Genomic DNA, 21,333 nt, shown 5'->3' with positions numbered 1-21,333 from the left:
CATCGTTGCCGACGGAGGCGCACTCAACTTATTGCCAAATGGCGTTCTGCTTCACATTCGGGTTGCCCAGCAGCTCTTTTTGCGGCAGCGGCAACACATAGTCACGCTCTTTGGGCGCGCGGTCGAGATTGTATTTCTCGGCAAAATGTTTGATTTCCTTTCCGAGGTAATCCACCGCCCCGCCCAGCTTGCTTTTCCGGCGTAATTCGGGGTACATCACCTGTTCGAAAACAAACTCCTGCATGCGTTCGTGGATGATCGCGTCGCGCAGGGTCGCTTGTGTAAGCCCTTTCAACGGAGTCAGACCTGCGCGGGTACGCACCTTGTTAATCGACGCATATGCATCGCCTTGCCCGCTTTCGTTGCAAGCTTCGGAATGGCCGAGCAGAATGTCGGCCAGGCGAATGTAAATCGTGTTTTTCTCGGTAGCCGCATTGCTCTTATCCAGCTCTACGATCTTCGCCGCCCACGCTTTCCCGAAAATCATCTGTGCCTGGTCTTTCGGGTCGGCATCCGATTTCACTACGCCTCCGAAACGCGAGAGGTTATAGTCGGCCTTCTCGCTCCAATGCACGATCGGGTAAGTGCCGTTAATTTTACCAAAACGCCCCGTAGGATAACTCTCAATGAACGTTCCTGCAATGCGCTTATCCTTTGGATCATAACTGGCACGGAATTCCTGCGTAGCGCTCAGCCAGCTCCAACCCGATCCGCCCAGTTCACTCGGAAAATCTTCCGGGTTAAAGTGCATGGAATGCACATTGAACTCGTTCGGGTTGGCCGAGGCCGAAACCTGCGCTTCGAAGATCCTTTCTCCCTGATTTTCATGACTTAAATCAAAATTGTGGGAGAAATCGGCGAACAGCGTAATGCCGCTATTATTAATGATATCCTCGCCCGTAGCTTTCGCTTCGGCCCATTTTTCATCCCAAAGCTGCGTTTTCATCAAAATCGATTTCGCGGCCCATTTGGTAGCGCGACCGATATCCGCGCCGGTATAGCTGGCTGGCAGCAAATCAGCTGCCGCTTTGCTATCCGCGTAAATCTGCTCGATTACAGCCGCTTTACCACCGGTATTCGACGGCAATTCCGAGATATTTTGGGTCGATTTGATCGTCAGCGGCACATTATCGAAATAGCTCAGCAAGCTGTAATAGTAGAATGCGCGCAAAAACAGCGCTTCTCCTTTGACGCGCTTGATCAACGCTTCGTTCGTCGGATCTTTCATGGCATCGGCGGTTTCGATGATCGCATTCGCCCGGTTGATCGAGCGGTAGCAGATCCCCCAGTAAGCCTCGATATATTCATCGGCCGGGTTCACATTGCCCAGGTTGTATTGCAGCGGCCCTTTCTCCCATCCCACCTGGTAACCTATCAGACATTCAAATACATAACGATCGTAGAAGTAGCCTGAGTATTGCGAATTGAGATCGTCGTAAACCGCATTCACGCCGAGCGTCAGCTCCGCCGCGGTTTTGTAAAAGGTATCCGGATTAATAAAATCGGGTTTTTCCTTCAAATCCGAGCAACCTGCCACCGCGAAAAGTAATGCCGAAAGACCCGTCAATCTGATTTTATATAAAAATGACTTTTTCATAACAAACTGATTTTCAATTTGAAATATTAAATACCAAGATTAACACCCACTGTGAACTGGCGCGCGCGCGGATAAGCATCGTAATCGTCGCCGCGGTTCAGGTTGTTCTGTCCCTGGTTGTTCACTTCGGGGTCGAAACCCTTGTATTTGGTGATCAGGAAGAGGTTTTGCCCGCTCACATACACGCGCGCATTGCGGATGTAGGCGCTCTTGATCGGGAGCGTGTACCCGAGCGAGAGATTCTGCAGGCGCACGAACGAACCATCCTGGATGAAGAATGACGACCGGCGGAAAGAAATGAAATCGCGGCGGCCATCGATTACCGGACGGGATGCATTCGGATTTTCCGGTGTCCACGAATCGGTCAGGATATTGGCGATCTGGTTGATTTTTTGCACGCCGTCACCCATTTCGGATTGTTGCAGGTTACGGATCTTGTTGCCATGCACGCCGCGGAAGAATACTCCCAGATCAAAGCCCTTGTATTTCAGGCTGGTATTGAAACCCCAGGTCAGTTTCGGGTTCGGGTCGCCGATGATCTTGAAATCATCGGTGGTATACTTACCGTCGCCGTTTACGTCCTCGTATTTTGGATAACCCGCTTTGGCTGAGTAGCTTTTGCCTTCCTCGTCGGATTGGAACAAACCAATGTAGTTATACCCGCTCCATACGCCGATGGGATTGCCGCCCTGTACCCAGCTGCCCAGCACACCGAGGTGACCGCTGGTGCTGTTGGAGAAGAATGGCGTGCTCATACCGAGGTCGAGGATTTTGTTTCTTAAAATCGAAACATTACCACTCACGTCCCATGTCAATGCATTGGTACTGATCAGTTTATAATTGGCCGAGAATTCCAGGCCCTTGTTGCTCAGCGAGCCGGAGTTAAGCATTATAGTGCTGAAACCGGTACTTTGCGGGATCGAAACATCAAGCAGCAGGTCAGTAGTTTTGTTTTTGAATGCGTCGACAGTGAGGCTCAGGCGATTGTTCAGCAATGCAAAATCGAGACCGACATTGAGCATCGAGGTACTCTCCCATTTCAAATCCGAGTTAGGAATACGGTTAGGCGCATATCCGGAAACGAGCGTAGGCACACCACCGAAAACGTAATTGTAAGGTATCAAACCCGCTACCGAACGGTACACCGGAATTTGCGAGTTACCGGTCAAACCATAGCTTGCGCGAATTTTGAAATCATCAAAAATCTTCCCTAACCCCGAGTTTTTGAAAAACTCCTCATTCACCACACGCCAGCCGACCGCCGCCGAAGGGAAAGTAGCCCATTTGTTATTCGGACCGAATTTCGAAGAACCATCGCGGCGGAGCGTCACCGTGAGCAGGTAACGGTCTTTGAGATTGTAGTTGATACGTCCCAGCATCGACATCAGCTCCCATTCCACACGCCCCGACGTCGGTACCAACGGCCGGCTCCCATTCTGCATATTCACCGCGTCGATGTCGTCGGAAGGAAGCCCGCGGGTGGCATTCGATTCGAAGTAATTAATTTCCTTTTGATAAGTATAGCCGAGTGTAACGTCAAGATAATGCCCCTTGGCAATCTCTTTATTGTATGTTAAAATATTCTCATTCAATATGTTATTAGAGTTCCGATTCGCTTTCTGCAACTCACGGCCATTCTGGCGGCCCAGGTATGTGAAGTTGTTGTAAAAAGTAGTCCGGCGCGCATTTACAATATCGAGGCCGAGGCTGGTACGGAATTTCAGACCTTCCAGAATGTTCACGCTCAGCGCCGAAGTACCGAAAAGGCGGTTGGTAAAATCCTTATCGTAACCTTCCGTAGCTTCGGCCAATGGGTTGGTCATAAAACGCTGGTCGTAGCTCGCGTACTGGTATCCGCCGTTCTGATCGTAAACCGGCCCGGTAGGATCGAGGCCCAATGCCGTGATCACGATACCGCCAGGCCCGCCGCGATCCGTAGGCACATTGCTGCTGCCCGAGCGGTTGAACGACCAGCTATTGCTCAGCGTTGCCTTACCTTTCAGGAAATCATTATCCAGGTTCATCCGGAAACCGTAGCGGTTGAAATCCGTATTTTTAATGATCCCCTTGTTATTCAGATAATTACCTACAAACGCGTAACGCATTCCCTTGTTACCGCCGGTAAACGAAAGCTGGTGATTGGAAAGCCCGCCGGTGCGTGAAACCACGTCCCACCAGTCGGTACCCTTGCCGATTTGCCCGATCTGCGCGTCGGTATAGCGGGGATTTCCACCCTGGCTGCGTTCGAGCATATTAATGTAGCGGGCATAATCGGCGCCATTCAGTACATCTACCTCACGTGCAATGGTTTGGAACGAATAGGAACCATCGTAGTCGACGCGGCTCTGGCCTTCCTTACCACGCTTGGTGGTGATCAGGATTACTCCATTGGCACCACGGGAACCATAAATGGAGGTCGCGGAGGCATCTTTGAGTATTTCAATGGATTCGATTTCGTTGGGGTTAATGGTCGCCATCGCATTGGTAGGCTGGCGGTTACCGCTGGTGCCTAATGCGCCATTATCGGGGTAAATAGGGAAACCGTCAATCACGTAAAGCGGCTCGCTACCGCTGTTGATCGAGTTCGCACCCCGCACGCGGATGGAGATACCGCCGCCCGGCGCGCCCGAGGTTTGCGTTACTTGCACGCCCGGCGCCCGCGACTGGATCGCCTGATCCACCGAGGTAACGGGCATTTCACGGATCGCATCGCCTTTAATACTTGCTACCGAGCCCGTCAGGTCACTCTTTCTTACCGATCCATAACCCACAACCACCACTTCTTCGAGCGCCTGGTTGTCGGGCTGCATGGTGACCGAAATGTTCGTCTGGCCACCCACGGCCACTTCCTGCGGCTTGTAGCCCACAAAACTGAACACCAGCTTCGCATTCTGTTCGATCACTTCGAGGGCAAATGCACCTTCCTGATCGGTAGTGGTACCTTTCTGCGTGCCTTTGATGATCACACTCACACCCGGCAGGCCCGCATTGTTTTCATCGATCACCTTGCCTTTCACCATCGCCAATGCGGGTGCGGCAAGTGTTTCGGCCGGCTCCGTCTGCTGCGGTTCCGATACAGCGCCGGTTTCGGCCGTTAGCAAAATACGGCCAGCCGTAAGTTCATAGGCAATGTGCAATGGGTCAAGCAGCGAGCTCAGCGCTGCCGAAAGCTTCTGACGGTTGATATGCACATCCACGGTACGTTCTGCCCGGATATTTTTCTGGCTGTAAGCAAACTTCACGTCGGCCTGCGCCTCGATGTCGCGCAGTACATTTCTCAGTTCGGCATTCTGCGCATGGATCGTCACCATTCGCTCCATGATTTCCTGCGCACGTCCCTCGCTCGCGGCGTGGGTGAGCGTCGTAAAAACCACTGCAAAAAGGATTTGGGCAAATGTTATTTTCATGACCATGCATAGTGATGCACACCATTTTAACTGTTGGGTTTTTTGCATATTTTTGAAGGTTCTATTTGTGAAAAACAGGACATCCGCCCGCTTACCGTCTGTCCAGGATCACGTAAGCAGGCATTCCCGAAGCCGGTAGTGGTGGTACACTATCGGTTTCTTCGTTTTGGGTTAGCAGGGTAGTTTTATGGGTTCATAGTTAAGGGTTTAGGATTTGGTAAAACTCAGTCGCAGCCGCGACCGTTGATCAGAATGCGTGTACCTTTCACTTCGTAATCGGCACCGTTGGATTTGCAAACGAGCGCCAGCTTGTCGTAAAGCTGCATGTCGGTAAGGTCGCCGGTGAAGCTGCAATGCGCGATGCGGTCGTTTTCGAAAACGATCTCGATCCCGTAAACTCCCTGCAACGTTTCCGCTATCTTTTCCAGCTTTTCATCGTTAAAAATCATTTTGGTTTCCTGCGTAGTCGTCGAAGCTTTCACCGGTTCGGGTACCAGGCCGGTCATCAGGTGGCGGCTTTCGGGGAAGTAGGTAACGCGTTGATTGGGCGTCAGCACTACACCATTACCCTGATTATCAACCGAATCAACTTCACTGAATGCCTCCCGGTTTTCAAACACGGACACTTTCCCGGTCACTACTTCCACTTCGAGCGCCTGATCCTTCGCACTGTTTTTGATCCTGAAACTGGTCCCGAGCACGCGGGTGATGAGTTTGCCGCTGTACACCAGGAAGGGTTGGTCGGGATTGCGCGTGATCTGGAAGAATGCATCGCCCGTGAGCTGCACGGTGCGCTTATCACCGGTAAATGATGCGGGGAAAACGATTTTGGCACCCGGTTCGAGTATTACCGTGCTGCGGTCGCTCAATGTCAGGCGTTTCGGAACTTTCGTTGTGTTCTCTTCGGTGATCAGGCGGCTGTTGGGTGCTTGTACAAATAGTTTTTCCTGCATTACTCCGGCCCGGCGCGCGTTTTTGCCCGGAAATACCCACAAACCGATCACCAGCAGCACAGCCGCCGCCGTCGAGAGGTATACCGCCGCGCTACGCCACCAATTTCTCAACACAACCGGCTCCGCATATTCCACCGCAGGTGCGCCTGTGGCAGACGTTTCCAAGGCCAGCCTGCCCAGCATTCTCTCCTCCATCTCACGCTTTTCCTGGTCGTTGAGCACCGCCAGTCCGTCGGCATTGAGGCCTTCGTACCAGTGGTGAATTTTCAGCATTTCCTCCTTTGTGCAGCTTCCCTCCCGGTATTTCAGGAGCAGGGCGTGCCATTCCTTATTGTTCATTGATGTGTATCGGGTAAAATCAGGCCTTCAAAATGATAAGCCGAAGAAATGGCAGCATTCCCTAAATAGATTTAGAAAATATTTGAATTGTGCAATTAGAAAGCCTTTGTGGGGAGAAAGTTCTTTGAAAAAGATAATGACGTGTGGGAGGAAGGGAGGGTGGAAGAAGGGGAGTAAGGGAAAAATGGAGGATGGGAGGATGGAGGAATGGGAGGAAGGTTAGAATAGCCCGGATGCGGCGAGTAGGAGGATCATTACTTCTTTTAAATGGGTCCGAACGACGCGGACGGATTTGGTGAGGTGGTATTCTACGGCCTTTTCGGAGAGGCCGAAGCGGGGAGCAATGCGGGAAATGGGCCAGTATTCGAGCTTATGCAGGCGGAAAATTTCGCGGGTTTTTTCGGGGAGAATGTGCAGGCATTCGTCGATTACCCGCAGCAGCTCGTCCAGCGCGAGCTGGTTTTCGGTATTCAAATCCTGAATTGAGTCTACTGCGCCATAGTAGTCGAGGTATTCGAAGGTGCGGCCTTTCGCGCGGATGTGATCGATGACCTCGTAGCGGACGGCGGAGAAAAGGTAGTAGTTCAGGTTTTCGATGTGCAGGGTATCCCGTTCCCGCCAGACCCGCAGGAAAATGTCCTGCACGATCTCCTCGGCGGCCTCCTTGTTACGCAGCTTCCGGTACGCGACCAGGAACATATCGTACCAATAGGCCTTATAAATCGCCGTAAATGCTTCCGCATCGCCTTTTTGCAATGCGAGGAGCAGGTGGCCGGCTTTGTCGTTATCCACCATTGCGGCTAGTTTTTGTTAAGGATCAGGAAACAGGATTCTGGCAAAGTTATATTATTTGTTTTTATTATCCAGTATTTAAAATTGTAATAAAAAAGGAACCGATTGATAATGCACAGCGATGCCGCTTTTCTTTCGGCGCATTTATTACGGTGCGCTGCACCTCAAAACAATTTTGAAATCAACCATTCTACAAATATTTTGGGGCGCTGCCCCTATCGTTCCGGGTTTCTAGCGAACGACAGGTGCAGAGCACCAAAATATTTGTAGAAACGGGGTATTTGTGTGCAAGATGTGAGGTGCAGCGCACCGTGATAATGTTTGTTACGCGGTTAGCCATCATTTAAATTTCAACAAATACCCCGTCAAATCAGCCAGATCTTGCTCGTTCAAACCCAATGCGGTCGGCTCGGGCATTAACGACGATGGCATTTTCTCCCGTGTTTTGATCTGATCGGCTTTGATGGTGTGCTGCTGGCCGGCGGCATCTTTCAGCACTACATTCGCGCCGTCGCTTAGGAGAAAGCCGAAGTAGGTATCGCCCTTTTTGGTCACAATCGTGTAGCTTTCATAGCCGAAAACCATGCTAGCTGACGGGTTCACGATAGCGTCGAGGAGGCCCGCTTTATCGAATTTTTTATGAATAGTAGTCAAATCCGGCCCGATTTCGGCACCGGTTTTGCCGTGTTTGTGGCAGGCGGCGCAGGTAGTCGAGAATATCTTTTCGCCATGCGCCGGGTCCGCATTCATCCGGGAAATGAAATCGGTTTTCAAAACCTTGCCGTTTCTCGGGAAAAACTGGCTGGCAACCACGCGCACATTCTGGTCGGGGTTTTTGAAGATGATTTCGCTGACCGATTTCGCGATGGTATCAGGCAGCTGCCCTTGCACGCGCATGTCCACGAGGATATTGCCGCCATTCATATCCGACGCCATTTGCCGGGCGGTTTCGATACGCTGCGGCATAGGTTGCGCTTTATCGGCGACGGTCTTTTTCAGGTCGAGCATGCGTTTGTAGGCGGGCGTCATCACCTGCGCAGTGGCTTCTTCCCAGTTCATGAGGTCGGCCCAGTCGTTGCTTTTGCGGAAATTGATCCAATAAGAAGCCTGGGAAGCCACGTCTGGCAATGTGGATTTGGACAATGCAATCATTGCTTCGGCGGCTTTTTTGTCTTTGATAAAACCAATGGCCGTCAATGCTTTGCGCCGCTCCGGCTCCGAAACTTTCTCCGAGCCCGCCCTGACCTTCAATTCCTCCACTGCCATTACAGGATGCAACCGCCACGCGAGATTAGAACGTTGCGGTTTCCAAAATGGGGGATCGGCCTTAAACGCCTCCCGCACGTTGGCGTACACCTTGTCTTCCTTCCCGTCGGCAGCCGTACCAATTGCTTCAAGCATCCATGGGTCCTTGCCGTCGTAGTTTTTTATTAAGTTGAAAATACTCGGGTAAGCTTCCTTGTGAGAAAGGTCCCGCAATGCTATCCCCACTTCCCGCCGCACGGAAGGATCGGTATCTTTCGACATTTGCTCAAAATAAGCATTGACCTTACCCGTCGATTTTAATGCGCGGAAGGCCGTGAGCCGGTGCATTGCATTCGGCGATGACAGTAAATTCACCACCTCCGCATTACCCTGCTCGCCCAGTTGCGCCAAAAGCCAGATAGCCCGTGCCTGATGGTAAGGGTTTTCCACCGTCAGCAATTGTTTAACTTCCGGTATCACAGCGCCTCCTTTTAATCTTAAACCTTCAAAACCCAGTGCACGCACATTGATCGCAGGGTTTTGCAATGCATTGACAAGTCCTGCGGTCGTGGTGAAGTCCAGTTTTGGCGTTTTCAGCTTTTTACCTTTCGGTGTGATGCGGTAAATACGGCCATAACCCCTTTTGTCCTTCATCGCATGCCCACCGACCACCGGATCGTACCAATCGGCGACGTAAATGGCCCCGTCTGGCCCCACTGCCACATCCGACGGCCGGAACCATTTGCGGTAGTCCTGGTCGGTTTCGTACCATTCATAACGTTCAGAAACTTTGGGAAATGAGCTGATCAGGTCACGGCGGTTCAATGCGAAGCCTGCACCTTGCGGTTTAGGCTGGTAGGCGAAGATCACATTCCGCCCGGCTTCACAGCTTAGCAACGTTCCGCGGTAGTTGTTGCCTAGTTCATCTCCTTCATAAAATACAATCCCCGTTGGCGAACCCGCACCGGAATTGTCACCCGCAGGCATTACGCCCGGATCTTCCTGATGCCAATGGGTGGTGAAAATATCCTGACCGGGGCGGCGGTCGGCCTGCCAGTAGCGGGTACCATCCGCCGAAAAATAGCCCGCATTACCATTTTCCTGCAAAAATGAAACGCGACAGGTGATCACCTGGTCGTCGTTATCGTTCTGCCACATGTTACCGTAGCTGTCTAGGCATACTTCGTAGCTGTTACGGAAGTTGTGGCCAAGTACTTTCAGCCCCGTGCCATCGGGATTAATGCGCAATGCGAGCCCACCGACCCAAATGCGGCCATCGTCAGACTTCTGGTTACCCTCGTTTTTCTTGTTGTAAGGCGTGCCGCCGGTGTAAAAGCTTCCGCTGCGCAACGTCCAGCCGCTTTTGTCGGTAACGTTGTGCGGGCCAGCATTGCCGGTATTGAAATAATACTTCCCATCCGGCCCGACAATGAGCGAATGCAGCGAATGGTCATGATCGTACCCACCGAAGCCGGTCAGGAAAACTTCGCGTTTGTCGGGTTTGTCGTCGCCATTCGTGTCCGTGTACACGAGCAGGTTAGGGGCGCATGAGACGATTGTTTTGTTCCCGATCACCGCAATGCCAAGCGGCGCAGTCAGCAGCGAATCTTCCACATACACTTTGGCCGATTCGGCCTTCCCATCGCCGTCTTTGTCTTCCAGGATCATTACCCGGTCGCCTTTTTGTTTGTGACTCAGGCGCTCGGCGGGTTTAGTGTTAAAATCGCGGTAATTGACCGCTTCCGTGATCCATACCCGGCCCTTAGCATCGATATCCATGTTGGTCGGATTGTAAAACATCGGCGCTTCCGCCCATAACGTCGCTTCGAGGTCATCGGGCACGTACAGGCGCGAGGAATCGTCGGCGGTTACCGCTGGTAATGCAGATTGCCGCGGCGGTTCCTGGCCGTTTTGAATAGAAATAATGCTGAAAATGGAAGCCAGCATAATGCTTCCAGCTAAAATAGTGGTTCTATGGAGCGGTAATGCGCTGGTCATGTTCATATTGAAGGAGAATGGAGAAAGGGGAGGATGGAGGAAGGAGAAAGGGAGGAAAATCCCCCGTCCTCCTTCCTCCCTTTCCTCCTTTACTCCCTAAGTTTTAAGATAAAAACAACCCTTTGAGATAGTTCAGATTATGCTGGTAAGCCGGGATAATTTCTGCGCCCCGCGGCGTGGCGCCTTCGATCTGCATCCAGCCCTCGTACCCGATGTCCTTTACCGCTTTCGCCACTCGCGGCCAGTCGAGCGGGCCTTCGCCGAGGCGCTGACCGTTTTCTTTCATATGTATTTCACAAATCATGTCCTTTCCGAGCATCGGTATTTCCTTGAAAATGTCATGACCGGCGTCCGTGGAATTGCGGAAATCGTAATAAACCTTCACCGCCTTCGAGCCGACTGCATTAATAATGTCCAAATGCTCTTGTCCGCTCAGCCACGATTCGATACCCAGGGTAATGCCTTGTTTCTCCGCGTGCGGCGCTACTTTTTTCAAGCGTTCGATCACGGCTTTTTTACCGGTGTCGTCGTTCCGCAGGTCGCCATCCGAGAAGAATGCGAGCAAAATCACTTTCACACCCAACGCTTTCGCCGCATCCACGCTGTTCCAGACCCATTCTTCCGTCTTCGGTTGCGATTTATAGGGCACGCGGTTCAGTTCGCCAATCGCCAGGCTCGATACCTTCACGCCCGTGCGAGCGGACGCGTCTCGAATCGCCTGCAAGGTTTCCGGTACCGAGAGGCCCTTTTCGTCCTTTCCCGTATTATAACTTACCTGAATGCCGTGTAAACCAATCTGTTTCGCCCTTTCGAATGCTTCAGGGCTCAGCTGCCTTCCCACTGACCAGTCGCAGGCGCCGATCTGGTATTTCGGGGCAAATGCATTGGCAGACATGGAAGCATTGGCGTCGTCTAACGCCGCGGACGCAAGCAGGAGCGCACTGCTTTTGAGCATTTGCCGCCGGTTCAGTACCAAATCCTCTTTCATTACAGTCAGATTTTGAAATACTTAAAGAATATCTTCAAAATGTGCTGTGATTGGGTTTCTACTTATAACTGTTGGTAACGTTACCGGCTGAATGCGTCCTCGATGTGGCGGATGTCGGTGGAGCCATCGGGCAAGGTGAGGATCGAAACAATGTCGAACCGGACGTCATGCTCCCAATCGATATCGAAAATGTATTGCTCGGCGGCGCGCATGACAAGTTTCGCCTTGGTCGCATTGACGAATTCTTCCGGCATCCCGAATGCGGTGCCGGTTCGCGTTTTGACTTCGACGAAAATGAGCATATCGTCTTTCGTGACAATCAGATCGATCTCGGACTGCCAGTTGCGGTAATTTTTGGCGATGATTTTGAAGCCTTTTTCAAGAAGGAAGGATGCCGCAGTGGTTTCACCCCAGCGGCCGAGGTCGTTGTGTATTGCCATAATGTGTGTATGTTAAGTTTGAATACTAATCTTGATCGAGCTTGGAAACAAGTTCTCTTAACTCCGAAATCTTAATCGAATCCAGTTCGCTTTTGTCATAGATTGACAGAAGCCGCACCGATTTGCTCGTAACCTGAACATATGTAATCACACGCGCTCCGCCCGACTTGCCTTTTCCCTTGGATTTAATGGCAAGCCTTAACTTGTAACAACCCAAGCCCAAGGGAATGCCATGGGTAGGGTTTGATTCAAGAAAGAGTATCAATTCGAAAACCTCTTTTGACAGAGAAGGGTACTTCTTTGAAAGCTGTTTGAACTCAGTTTCAAACCTTTGCGTCGTTCTGACAAAGTAACTCATCCAGAAACTCTTTTGCGTCCCTGGTTTCCAACTTACCCTGTTCGATTAACTCTATGTCGTCAACAATGTCAATTGCGTCGTCCAAAATTTTGAAATGGATTGGCAAAAGTGGCTTGAATTTGATGTACGGAAGCTTTCGAAGCATCTTCATGAAGAGTTCCGCTTTTTCGTTTTTGACATCCAGTAAAATCTTCATAACCACAGAATTTAGTTGCACTAACAAATTTAACGAACATTTAGCTAATAAATTAGCGTTGTGGAACCGGGACATGTGTGTACAATATGTTTCATGAACCGGACGCTTCCGGTCTGAATATTTAGACGTCACATTGGGAAATTGGTAACACCTTCGTCCCAGAATTTTTTTAAGATTTGAAATGAATACCCTGATCAATAAAAAAGTAGCATTCCGCGACCTCGGCCTGATCGATTACCAGGAGGCCTGGGATTACCAGGAAAAAATTTTCGCCGAGACGTTGGCGATTAAGACGCAAAACCGCGGGCTAAGTGAAGTGAACCAGCAGCTAACTCCTAATTTCCTGCTTTTCTGTCAGCACCCGCATGTATATACGCTGGGCAAAAGCGGCAAGCCGGACCATTTGCTGCTCGCGGAGGAAGACTTGGCCTCGAAACAGGCGAAGTACTACAAAATCAACCGCGGCGGCGACATTACCTACCATGGCCCGGGACAGATCGTCGGTTACCCGATCCTCGATCTCGACAACTTCTTCACGGACATACACGTATACATGCGCACGCTCGAAGAGGCGATTATTCTTACATTAGCTGAATATAATGTGCAAGCGGGCCGCATTGCCGGACTAACTGGCGTTTGGATTGACTTCGAAGAACAGCAAAATCCGAGGAAAATCTGCGCACTGGGCGTGAAGGCGAGCCGTTGGGTGACAATGCACGGTTTTGCATTGAATGTAAATACGGATCTTTCGTATTTCGGGAATATTGTCCCTTGCGGCATTGATGACAAAGCGGTTACGTCGCTGGCGGCGGAGCTCGGCAAGGAAGTGAATTTGGAAGAAGTTTCAGTTAAATTAAAAAACCATCTGGCGCAGTTGTTCAGCATGGAATTGGAAGTAGCGTAATGAAGAAAGACATTATTTTTCACCCTGTGAAGGGAATACAAGTAGCGATAGTGCGGAGTATCAATGAGTTGAATGCCGAAGAATGGAACGTGATCGTGATCAACCGCAACGACGAGCCGGTAACGAGCGTTTTCGTGACTTCGAAAGGGTACAGCAACAGTGAATCGGGTTTGAACACGGATCAGCGGACGTCGACATTAAGGCATTTTTTCCCTGAAATACCGTCGGGCGGCCACGTGGTGGTAGAGCCTATTATGCCTGATGTTTTTCATTTGAACAATGAGTTTTGGGTGAGCTATTTCATTGGCAGCCAGATTTTTGACAAGAAGTTCATCTTCGTGCCCGACAGCATCGTGGAAGAAAATATGATGACGATCGATCCGCCGGGGCTGGAAGGGGTTTTGCACCAGTAGCGTTCTTTCGTGCTGGGTTTGAATGAGATGCATTGTCATTTCAATATTTTGCATAATATTGAAAATCATCATTTAAACCCTACACACATTATGACAGAAGATTTCAAACGCCGCTCCAAAAATTTCCTGCTCCTCGACATTGAAACCGTTTGCTCCCGTGCGAGCTACGACGAGCTACCCGAACGGATGCAGAAGCTCTGGGATAAAAAGGCCCTGACGCTCAAAAAAGGCGACGATAGCACTACCAATGCGGATTGTTTCTACGACCGCGGCGCCATTTATGCGGAGTTCGGGAAGATCATCTGCATTGCTTTCGGCGCTTACTATTGGAACGAAAAAGAGGAGATTGCGTTTAAGGTGAGTAGCTTCACCGGAAACGACGAAGTTCAGTTGCTGCTGCAATTCAAGGCATTGATTGAAAAATACCCTGCCGAACAGCTGATCCTCTGCGCCCACAATGGCAAAGAATTCGACTTCCCGTTCATTTGCCGACGGATGCTGATCCACCGCATCGAAATCCCCAAAGCATTACAAATCACGGGTAAAAAGCCCTGGGAACTTCTCCACCAGGACACGATGGATCTGTGGAAATTCGGTGATTACAAAAGTTACACCTCGCTCGATCTGCTCGCTGCCGTTTTCGATATTCCCGGAAGCAAAAACGAAATGAGCGGCGACCAGGTAACAAAGGTTTACTACGAGGAAAATGATCTGGCTAAAATTTCCCGATATTGCAGAGAGGACGTGGTAGTGCTGGCACAATTGTATTTGCGGCTGCATTGCCTTGACCAAATACCCGAAGGAAATATCCTCCGGGTTGAATAACATTGATACATGAGAGAAAAAAAGAATAAAAGGAAACTCCAACCGGAGAAAAGAGAGGCTTCGACTCCTCATCATATTGTTTCTTATATAGATAATTTAAAGGCGGACATCGCCGCGTTCTTCGATCTGAACGCCGAACACGCATTCCGGCCCTTCGATGTGCACGACCATTTCGGGGTGCACGACAAAAAAGTACGGGTACTTTTCAACGAAATCCTGCACGAACTGGAACAGGACGGGCGACTGGTATACCATAAAAACGGCACCTACACCGCCGTTCCGCTCAAAACCAAGCCGCAAGGGATGGTCGGCCGCGTAGATCGCGTCAATAAGGGGTTTGCATTCGTTATCATTGATGGGCGCGATGATGATATTTACGTGGATCTGGAATTGCTGAATGGCGCCTGGGATGGCGATATCGTGCAGATTCAACCGCTTTCACGCAACACACGGAATTCCAGGTCACGAAACGATTCAGGCCGCAACCGGACGGAAGGCCGCGTTACCGAGATCATAGAGCGCTCCAATGCCGAAATTGTAGGTATTATCGAGATTAACCCGCGTTTCGCGGTCGTCCAGCCAGATAACAAGAAGCTTTTCGACCCGATTTTCCTCGAACCGGACGAAGTAGGCGAGGCCCGCCACGGCGATAAGGTCATTGTAAAAGTGAAAGAATGGCCGACGCGCAGGAGCCAGGCAGAGGGCGAGATCGTTTCCGTGCTTGGAAAAGCAGGTAACAACGACGTGGAAATGCACGCAATCCTGGCGGAGTTCGGGTTGCCGTACCATTTCCCGGAAATCGTGGAAGCTGAGGCGCAAAAGATTCCGGATAAAATCGCTAAAAAGGACATTGCCAAACGTCGCGATATCCGCGATGTGCTGACGTTCACCATCGACCCTGTAGATGCGAAGGACTTTGACGACGCATTGTCTGTAAGATATTTGGATGAAGATGTGGTGGAAGTGGGCGTGCATATTGCCGACGTTTCGCATTATGTACTGCCGGGTACCGAGCTTGAAAAAGAGGCATTTCGGCGGGCAACGTCCGTTTACCTAGTAGACAGGACGGTACCAATGCTGCCGGAAAAACTTTCGAATAACCTTTGCTCGCTGCGTCCGAACGAAGACCGGCTGGCATTTTCGGCCATTTTTGAGATTACTTCCAAAGGTAAGTTGCTCAAAGAGTGGTTTGGCCGGACCGTCATCCATTCCGACAGGCGATTTAGTTACGAAGAAGCACAGGCCGTGCTCGATTCGGGCGAAGGCGATTTTCCGAAAGAGCTGGATACGCTAAACAAGCTGGCCAAAGTTTTCAGAAAGGAGCGTTTCAAAAAGGGTGCTATCAATTTCGAAACGCCGGAAGTACGCTTCCGCCTCGATCCCGAAGGACGGCCATTGGGCATTTATACCAAAGAGCGCCACGATTCGAACAAGCTGATCGAGGAATTCATGCTGCTCGCCAACAAGCGCGTGGCGGAATACGTGTACTCGCTGTCCAAAGGCGAAGACAAAAACACGATGGTGTACCGCATCCACGAGGCACCCGACCCGGATCGCTTGCAGACATTTGCCAACTTTGTGGCCAAACTGGGCCTGAAACTGGAAGTGGAGGAAGAGGGCAAAATTGCGAAGTCGATGAATGCGATGCTGGCGAAAGTAGAAGGCAAACCGGAGCAAAACCTCATCGAATCGCTGGCCGTGCGTACGATGGCCAAAGCGCGGTACAGCACCGCGGATCTCGGTCACTTCGGGCTCGCATTCAGGCGGTATTCGCATTTCACCTCGCCGATCCGCCGCTATCCCGACGTGATGGTGCACAGGCTGTTGCAGCATTACATCGATGGCGGCAGCAATGTGGATAGTGAACAATATGAACTTGCTTCGAAGCATTCATCCGAGCGCGAGCGGCTTGCTGCGGAGGCGGAACGGGCTTCCATCAAATACAAGCAGGTCGAGTATATGAGCATGATGGACCCTGACAAAGAGTTCGACGGCATCATTACAGGCGTCACAGAGTTCGGAATCTTCGTGGAAATCACGGAAACCGCTTCGGAAGGCCTTATCCGCATGACCGACCTCGGCGACGACTACTACGAGCTTGATAAGGATAACTACCGCATTATCGGCCAACATACCAAGAAAATATATGCATTTGGCGATGGCGTTAAGGTAAAAGTGAAGGAAACCAACCTCGCCCGGAGGAGTATGGACCTTTACCTGGCTGGAACCAAGCCCGGTCGCAGAAGCGAATTTAGCCGTCCAGGTTTCGACCGGGACAGCGATCGCAGGCCACGTGACCGTAAGCCTAAGGAGCCGCGCGGCTCCGGGCGTGTGAAACGGGGCTCAGGTGGCACCGGAGGTGGAAGTTCGGCGAAACCTAAGAGGCGGAGGCGGTAGTTAACACTCCGCGCATTTTGCTGCAATGACTCGCCTTTTCAGGTCGTCCGCACGCCCGGCGAGTCGTTGCATCCCATAACGCCATGCCGCTGTTATGGTTTCTTGATCTGCGTCGATCTTCCTGGTTTTCCAGAAATTTTTACGTTCTTCCTCAGATTCCAAAGCAAGGTATTCCTTTACATAAGGCAGGAATAGCGGATGTACTAAGGATTCTCCATTGAACTTTTCAAAAGCTGTTTGATCTCCCATATGCGTTCTAGTATAGCATCAACGTGTTGTTCCAATTGCTGATTGGTCATGCTGAGATTCTGTCGGTATTCGTGATAGAATCTCAGCAGATTTTTTAAAAGCAGATCCTCCTCTTCCAGCTCCTTCCTTTCCTCATCAGACATAAATTTAACCAATAAAAAGCAAACAAAAGCATTTCCACGAAGGTAGAAAATCGCCCTACGTACCTTCCATTTGATGTACAAATGCCCCGTTTGGCTTATTGAATGGTATTACATGCAAAAATCTGCTCTATGAATCAGAAATTTTTCCTGCTCATTTTTATCTCCTTAGTATCACTTTCAATCCAAGCCCAAAAACCTGCCGATAAGGAAGAATGGCAATCCCTCTTCAATGGCAAGGACCTCACGGGCTGGGATGTGAAAATTGCCGGGCATAAGGTGAATGACAATTACAAAAACACCTTCCTGGTGGAGGATAACATGATCCGTGTGAACTATAAGGAGTACGACAAGTTCACGACCGAATACGGTCATATGTACTATAATAAGCCCTATTCGCATTATAAAATCAGATTGCAATACCGTTTCACAGGCAACCAGGTACCGGGCGGGGCATCGTGGAATGTGCGGAACAGCGGCATTATGGTGCATTCGCAGTCGGCAGCGAGTTTGGGATTGGATCAGGATTTCCCGATTTCACTGGAAATGCAATACCTGGGCGGCCTCAATGCAGGCGAGCGTAACACGGGTAACCTCTGCACGCCCGGAACAATCGTAGATATCGACGGCAAACTGGCGGAAGCGCATTGCATTAATTCATCATCCAAGACCTACAATGGCGATCAATGGGTCGATGCGGAAGCGATTGTACTCGGCGATTCGATTATTTACCACATGATCGGCGGCGATACAGTGCTCGTGTACACCAATCCGCGCATAGGCGGCGGGTATGTAGGCAGAACCCATACTTTCAAGGATGGCAAGGTCAGTAACGAGGCGGAATGGCTCAAGAAGGACGGAACCAAGCTCGGCAGCGGCTACATTGCTTTGCAAGCCGAAAGCCACCCGATTGATTTCCGCAATATCGAATTGCTCAATCTGAAAGGCTGTATGGACCCGAAGGCGACCAACTACAAGTCTTATTACGTAGCGGCCGACAATTCGACTTGTACCTACAAAAAGAAATAACCTGAACGGTGCAGGCAATAAAACCCGATTGATTTTCGGTTTTTTATATTTTTGCAGGAATGGACGGTTCGTCTGAATCGTCCATTTTTCGTTTAGAAATCAGCCTTTGTGCGAATGAAAAGAAATCTTACCCGGTTTGTACTGCTCGTGGTTGTCCTCGCCGGGATCAACTGGCTGGCTTCGTCGTTTTTTTTCAGGTGGGATCTTACCGAGGATAAACGGTACAGCATTTCCGATGCCACCAAAACGCTTCTGACCAGCCTGGAAAAGGATGTGATCGTGAATGTATACCTCTCGGGCGACTTCCCCGCAGGCTTCGAACGCCTCGAAAGCGCCACGCGGGAGACATTGGAGGAATTCCAAACCTACGCCAACGGGCACCTGATCGTCAACTACTCCGACCCTTCCGCCGCCACGAGCGAAGAGCAGCGCCAGAAGCAATACATGAGCCTGATCGACCGCGGACTGAATCCTACGAATGTATTCGCGAACGAAGACGGCAAGCGTACCGAAAAGATCATTTTTCCGGGCGTGATTGTGCAGGCCGACACGCTTTCCGTACCAGTTCAGTTATTAAAAGGTAATAAAGCGGGCACGCCGGAAGAACAGCTGAACCAATCCTACGAAGGCGTCGAATTTGAACTGGCCTCCGCGATACGCGTGCTAGCGAATCCGGAGCGTAAAAAAGTGGGATTTGTAGTTAGCCATACGAAAATCCCCCCCGCCCGTTTGAGCGATATGATTGCCACGATCCAGCAGAGCTACGACGTGTTTCTGGATATGAACAACCCCGAATCGTACGAAGGTCTTGACGCATTGATCGTCATGAAACCCGATAGCGCATTTTCGGACGAAGAGAAGTATAAGCTGGACCAATATGTCGTGGGGGGTGGAAAAGCGCTTTTTTTCGTGGACGGAGCACGCGTCGATAGCGTTAGTCTGGACGGTAACTATGCCCAGCCGCTGGATCTGAACCTGGGTGATTTGTTCTTTAAATGGGGTATCCGGTTGAATACCAATCTCGTCAAAGACATGAACTGCGCCCAAATCCTGCTGAATGTAGGTAATGTAGGCGATAACCCGGATATCCGGCCGATGCCGTGGCGCTTCTTTCCGCTGCTGAATAATTTCGGTCAACATAAGGTAACCCGCAACCTGAATGCGGTTTACACCAGATTTCTAAGTTCGATCGACACCGTGGGAGGTGCAAACACCATTGCCAAGACTCCTTTGCTGATGACCTCGCCTTATACGCAGCTCGTGAATGCACCTGCGCTCGTGGGTTACAACGAGGCGCGCAAGGACCCGGAGCCGTCGGAGTACCGGTCGGGTATTAAACTGGCGGGCGTGTTGCTCGAAGGATCATTCACATCGCTCTTTCAAAACCGTATTCTGCCCGGTGATCCGCGGGCGGCGAAGTTCAAGGCTAGCGGTAATACGGGAAAGGTGATTATTTGCTCCGACGGCGACCTCATCGTGAACGATTATGATTATAAAAGGAATGCTCCCCTGCCGCTCGGTTACGACCGCGTGACGAAGCAAACCTACGGCAACAAGGATTTCGTGCTCCACGCTCTGGATTATATGACCGACGCCAATGGTTTGATCAATGCACGCGGTAAGCAAATCGCCATCCGGGCTTTGGATAAAATCCAGATTCAGGAGAGCCGGAAATTCTGGCAGGCGCTCAATTTGCTGCTTCCGGTCGCACTAATTGGAATCTTCGGGGCACTCAGATATTATCTCAGAATCCGAAAATTTGGGTGACAACCCGGCTGGCACTTTCGTAATTTTTTATACTTTTGTTCCCTACAAAAAAGTTTTTCCGGAATCTTCCGCATATAAATCTATCAACTAAACACTTACGTCACGAATTATGAAGTTTGTCGTTTCGTCATCAGTTCTACTCAAACAGCTGTCTGCTATAAACGGTGTCGTTTCAACGAACCCAATTGTGCCTATCCTTGAAAATTTCCTCCTTACACTAGAAGGAAATTCACTGACCGTGACTGCATCCGATCTTCAAACCGTAATGATTACGGAAATTGAAGTGGAATCATCCGAAAAAGGAGCTATTGCCATTCCCGCAAAATTGCTGCTCGACACCCTTCGCGGCCTGCCCGAGCAACCGATTACCTTGCAGGTGAATGCCGAAACATTTGGTACCGAAATTATCTCGGATAACGGCCGTTACAAACTGTCGGGCGAAAACCCGATCGATTTCCCGAAAACGCCGGTTGTGAACCGCGGTCAATCCGTGGATTTCTCTTCCGTAGCATTAGGATCGGCTATTTCAAACACATTGTTTGCCACAAGTACCGACGATCTTCGCCCGGCTATGACGGGGGTTTTCGTGCAAATGGGGGCTGAAAGCGCAACTTTTGTGGCTACCGACGGTCACCGCCTCGTGCGCTACCGCCGTACCGACATCAAATCGGACATCGATACTTCGATGATTATCCAACGGAAAGCATTGAACCTGCTGAAAAGCTGTCTGCCGTCCGATGATGTGCCCGTTAAAGCGGAATTCACGTCCTCCAATGCATTTTTCAGCTTCGGTAACATCCGCATGATCTGCCGGTTGATCGACGAGCGTTTCCCGGATTACGAAAACGCGATCCCGACCAATAACCCGAACACGCTTACTATCAGCCGCCTGGAAATCCTCAGTTCATTGAGACGTATTTCGATCTATTCCAACCGGACGACACACCAGGTACGCATGAAAATGGCGCTGAACGACCTGGTAATCTCCGCGGAAGATCTCGACTATTCGAACGAAGCCAACGAACGCCTGATGTGTGAATACAATGGCGACGATATGGAGATCGGTTTCAATGCGAAATTTCTGATCGAAGTATTGGGTAACCTTTCCAGCAAAACCATCACCTTCGAACTTTCCGCTCCTAACCGCGCTGGACTCATTATTCCGGTAGATCAGGAGGAAAACGAAGACATCCTGATGCTGGTAATGCCGGTAATGCTGAACACTTACGTTTAGGATACAGGTCAATACAAGCCTTTAAATATTTCAAGCCCGGTCTCATGGCCGGACTTTTTTAT

The 21,333-nt window shown here is 50.5% G+C and carries 16 protein-coding genes; 7 read left to right on the top strand and 9 right to left on the bottom strand.

Going from position 1 to position 21,333, the window contains the following annotated elements; all coding sequences use genetic code 11:
* Nucleotides 1–28: 28 nt before the first annotated feature.
* The 8 genes from BLQ88_RS10815 to BLQ88_RS10770 form a co-directional block, all read right to left on the bottom strand.
* A complete protein-coding gene (locus BLQ88_RS10815; RefSeq protein ID WP_090149171.1) occupies nucleotides 29–1,597 on the bottom strand; it encodes a RagB/SusD family nutrient uptake outer membrane protein in 1,569 nt (522 codons plus the stop codon).
* A 26-nt stretch (nucleotides 1,598–1,623) separates the two neighbouring features.
* Nucleotides 1,624–5,004 (bottom strand): TonB-dependent receptor, encoded by a 3,381-nt coding sequence (locus tag BLQ88_RS10810; protein WP_229212659.1) that lies wholly within the window; start codon nucleotides 5,002–5,004, stop codon nucleotides 1,624–1,626.
* A gap of 224 nt (nucleotides 5,005–5,228) precedes the next feature.
* Nucleotides 5,229–6,296 (bottom strand): FecR family protein, encoded by a 1,068-nt coding sequence (locus BLQ88_RS10805; protein ID WP_090149167.1) that lies wholly within the window; start codon nucleotides 6,294–6,296, stop codon nucleotides 5,229–5,231.
* Between the two features lie 219 nt (nucleotides 6,297–6,515).
* On the bottom strand, nucleotides 6,516–7,091 hold the full coding sequence (locus BLQ88_RS10795; RefSeq protein WP_090149162.1) for an RNA polymerase sigma factor: 576 nt from the start codon (nucleotides 7,089–7,091) through the stop codon (nucleotides 6,516–6,518).
* 336 nt (nucleotides 7,092–7,427) lie between these two features.
* Nucleotides 7,428–10,337 carry a PVC-type heme-binding CxxCH protein gene (locus BLQ88_RS10790; RefSeq protein WP_090149159.1) on the bottom strand — a complete coding sequence of 970 codons (2,910 nt, stop codon included), beginning with the start codon at nucleotides 10,335–10,337 and terminating at the stop codon, nucleotides 7,428–7,430.
* Between the two features lie 97 nt (nucleotides 10,338–10,434).
* Nucleotides 10,435–11,319, bottom strand: coding sequence for a sugar phosphate isomerase/epimerase family protein (locus tag BLQ88_RS10785; protein ID WP_090149156.1), 885 nt, complete (start codon nucleotides 11,317–11,319; stop codon nucleotides 10,435–10,437).
* 80 nt (nucleotides 11,320–11,399) lie between these two features.
* On the bottom strand, nucleotides 11,400–11,759 hold the full coding sequence (locus BLQ88_RS10780) for a YraN family protein (protein WP_090149153.1): 360 nt from the start codon (nucleotides 11,757–11,759) through the stop codon (nucleotides 11,400–11,402).
* A gap of 323 nt (nucleotides 11,760–12,082) precedes the next feature.
* On the bottom strand, nucleotides 12,083–12,313 hold the full coding sequence (locus BLQ88_RS10770; RefSeq protein WP_090149148.1) for a hypothetical protein: 231 nt from the start codon (nucleotides 12,311–12,313) through the stop codon (nucleotides 12,083–12,085).
* A gap of 181 nt (nucleotides 12,314–12,494) precedes the next feature.
* Here BLQ88_RS10770 and lipB point away from each other — a divergent pair, with 181 nt between their 5' ends.
* The 4 genes from lipB to rnr all read left to right on the top strand — a co-directional run bounded on the left by lipB (nucleotide 12,495) and on the right by rnr (nucleotide 16,852).
* On the top strand, nucleotides 12,495–13,217 hold the full coding sequence (lipB, locus tag BLQ88_RS10765; protein WP_090149145.1) for a lipoyl(octanoyl) transferase LipB: 723 nt from the start codon (nucleotides 12,495–12,497) through the stop codon (nucleotides 13,215–13,217).
* Complete coding sequence (locus BLQ88_RS10760; RefSeq protein ID WP_090149141.1) at nucleotides 13,217–13,630, top strand: hypothetical protein; 414 nt, start codon at nucleotides 13,217–13,219, stop codon at nucleotides 13,628–13,630. Before lipB ends, BLQ88_RS10760 begins: the two co-directional genes overlap by 1 nt.
* 90 nt (nucleotides 13,631–13,720) lie before the next feature.
* Entirely contained in the window at nucleotides 13,721–14,455 is a 735-nt protein-coding gene (locus tag BLQ88_RS10755; protein ID WP_090149138.1) for a 3'-5' exonuclease, read from the top strand.
* 9 nt (nucleotides 14,456–14,464) lie between these two features.
* Nucleotides 14,465–16,852, top strand: coding sequence for a ribonuclease R (gene rnr / locus BLQ88_RS10750; RefSeq protein ID WP_090149136.1), 2,388 nt, complete (start codon nucleotides 14,465–14,467; stop codon nucleotides 16,850–16,852).
* Here rnr and BLQ88_RS36420 read toward each other — a convergent pair whose 3' ends face one another.
* Nucleotides 16,853–17,101 carry a hypothetical protein gene (locus tag BLQ88_RS36420; RefSeq protein ID WP_143016828.1) on the bottom strand — a complete coding sequence of 83 codons (249 nt, stop codon included), beginning with the start codon at nucleotides 17,099–17,101 and terminating at the stop codon, nucleotides 16,853–16,855. It abuts the gene before it with no gap.
* Between the two features lie 272 nt (nucleotides 17,102–17,373).
* Here BLQ88_RS36420 and BLQ88_RS10740 point away from each other — a divergent pair, with 272 nt between their 5' ends.
* From BLQ88_RS10740 to dnaN, 3 genes are all read left to right on the top strand, one after another.
* Nucleotides 17,374–18,270: a 3-keto-disaccharide hydrolase gene (locus tag BLQ88_RS10740; RefSeq protein ID WP_090149129.1), complete on the top strand. Its 897-nt coding sequence runs from the start codon at nucleotides 17,374–17,376 to the stop codon at nucleotides 18,268–18,270.
* A 114-nt stretch (nucleotides 18,271–18,384) separates the two neighbouring features.
* Nucleotides 18,385–20,037, top strand: coding sequence for a gliding motility-associated ABC transporter substrate-binding protein GldG (gene gldG / locus BLQ88_RS10735; protein WP_090149126.1), 1,653 nt, complete (start codon nucleotides 18,385–18,387; stop codon nucleotides 20,035–20,037).
* 109 nt (nucleotides 20,038–20,146) lie between these two features.
* A complete protein-coding gene (gene dnaN / locus BLQ88_RS10730) occupies nucleotides 20,147–21,271 on the top strand; it encodes a DNA polymerase III subunit beta (protein WP_090149123.1) in 1,125 nt (374 codons plus the stop codon).
* Nucleotides 21,272–21,333: the final 62 nt, after the last annotated feature.

It is taken from the genome of Dyadobacter soli, from assembly GCF_900101885.1.
GTDB lineage: Bacteria > Bacteroidota > Bacteroidia > Cytophagales > Spirosomataceae > Dyadobacter > Dyadobacter soli.
Note: the sequence above shows the minus strand (reverse complement) of the source record. Positions and strands in the feature narration are given on the sequence as shown.

Excerpts from the sequence above, each read along its gene's own strand:
- BLQ88_RS10815 (WP_090149171.1), bottom strand. The coding sequence starts at position 1,597 with ATGAAAAAGTCATTTTTATATAAAATCAGATTGACGGGTCTTTCGGCA.
- BLQ88_RS10810 (WP_229212659.1), bottom strand. The coding sequence starts at position 5,004 with ATGAAAATAACATTTGCCCAAATCCTTTTTGCAGTGGTTTTTACGACG.
- BLQ88_RS10805 (WP_090149167.1), bottom strand. The coding sequence starts at position 6,296 with ATGAACAATAAGGAATGGCACGCCCTGCTCCTGAAATACCGGGAGGGA.
- BLQ88_RS10795 (WP_090149162.1), bottom strand. The coding sequence starts at position 7,091 with ATGGTGGATAACGACAAAGCCGGCCACCTGCTCCTCGCATTGCAAAAA.
- BLQ88_RS10790 (WP_090149159.1), bottom strand. The coding sequence starts at position 10,337 with ATGAACATGACCAGCGCATTACCGCTCCATAGAACCACTATTTTAGCT.
- BLQ88_RS10785 (WP_090149156.1), bottom strand. The coding sequence starts at position 11,319 with ATGAAAGAGGATTTGGTACTGAACCGGCGGCAAATGCTCAAAAGCAGT.
- BLQ88_RS10780 (WP_090149153.1), bottom strand. The coding sequence starts at position 11,759 with ATGGCAATACACAACGACCTCGGCCGCTGGGGTGAAACCACTGCGGCA.
- BLQ88_RS10770 (WP_090149148.1), bottom strand. The coding sequence starts at position 12,313 with ATGAAGATTTTACTGGATGTCAAAAACGAAAAAGCGGAACTCTTCATG.
- lipB (WP_090149145.1), top strand. The coding sequence starts at position 12,495 with ATGAATACCCTGATCAATAAAAAAGTAGCATTCCGCGACCTCGGCCTG.
- BLQ88_RS10760 (WP_090149141.1), top strand. The coding sequence starts at position 13,217 with ATGAAGAAAGACATTATTTTTCACCCTGTGAAGGGAATACAAGTAGCG.
- BLQ88_RS10755 (WP_090149138.1), top strand. The coding sequence starts at position 13,721 with ATGACAGAAGATTTCAAACGCCGCTCCAAAAATTTCCTGCTCCTCGAC.
- rnr (WP_090149136.1), top strand. The coding sequence starts at position 14,465 with ATGAGAGAAAAAAAGAATAAAAGGAAACTCCAACCGGAGAAAAGAGAG.
- BLQ88_RS36420 (WP_143016828.1), bottom strand. The coding sequence starts at position 17,101 with ATGGGAGATCAAACAGCTTTTGAAAAGTTCAATGGAGAATCCTTAGTA.
- BLQ88_RS10740 (WP_090149129.1), top strand. The coding sequence starts at position 17,374 with ATGAATCAGAAATTTTTCCTGCTCATTTTTATCTCCTTAGTATCACTT.
- gldG (WP_090149126.1), top strand. The coding sequence starts at position 18,385 with ATGAAAAGAAATCTTACCCGGTTTGTACTGCTCGTGGTTGTCCTCGCC.
- dnaN (WP_090149123.1), top strand. The coding sequence starts at position 20,147 with ATGAAGTTTGTCGTTTCGTCATCAGTTCTACTCAAACAGCTGTCTGCT.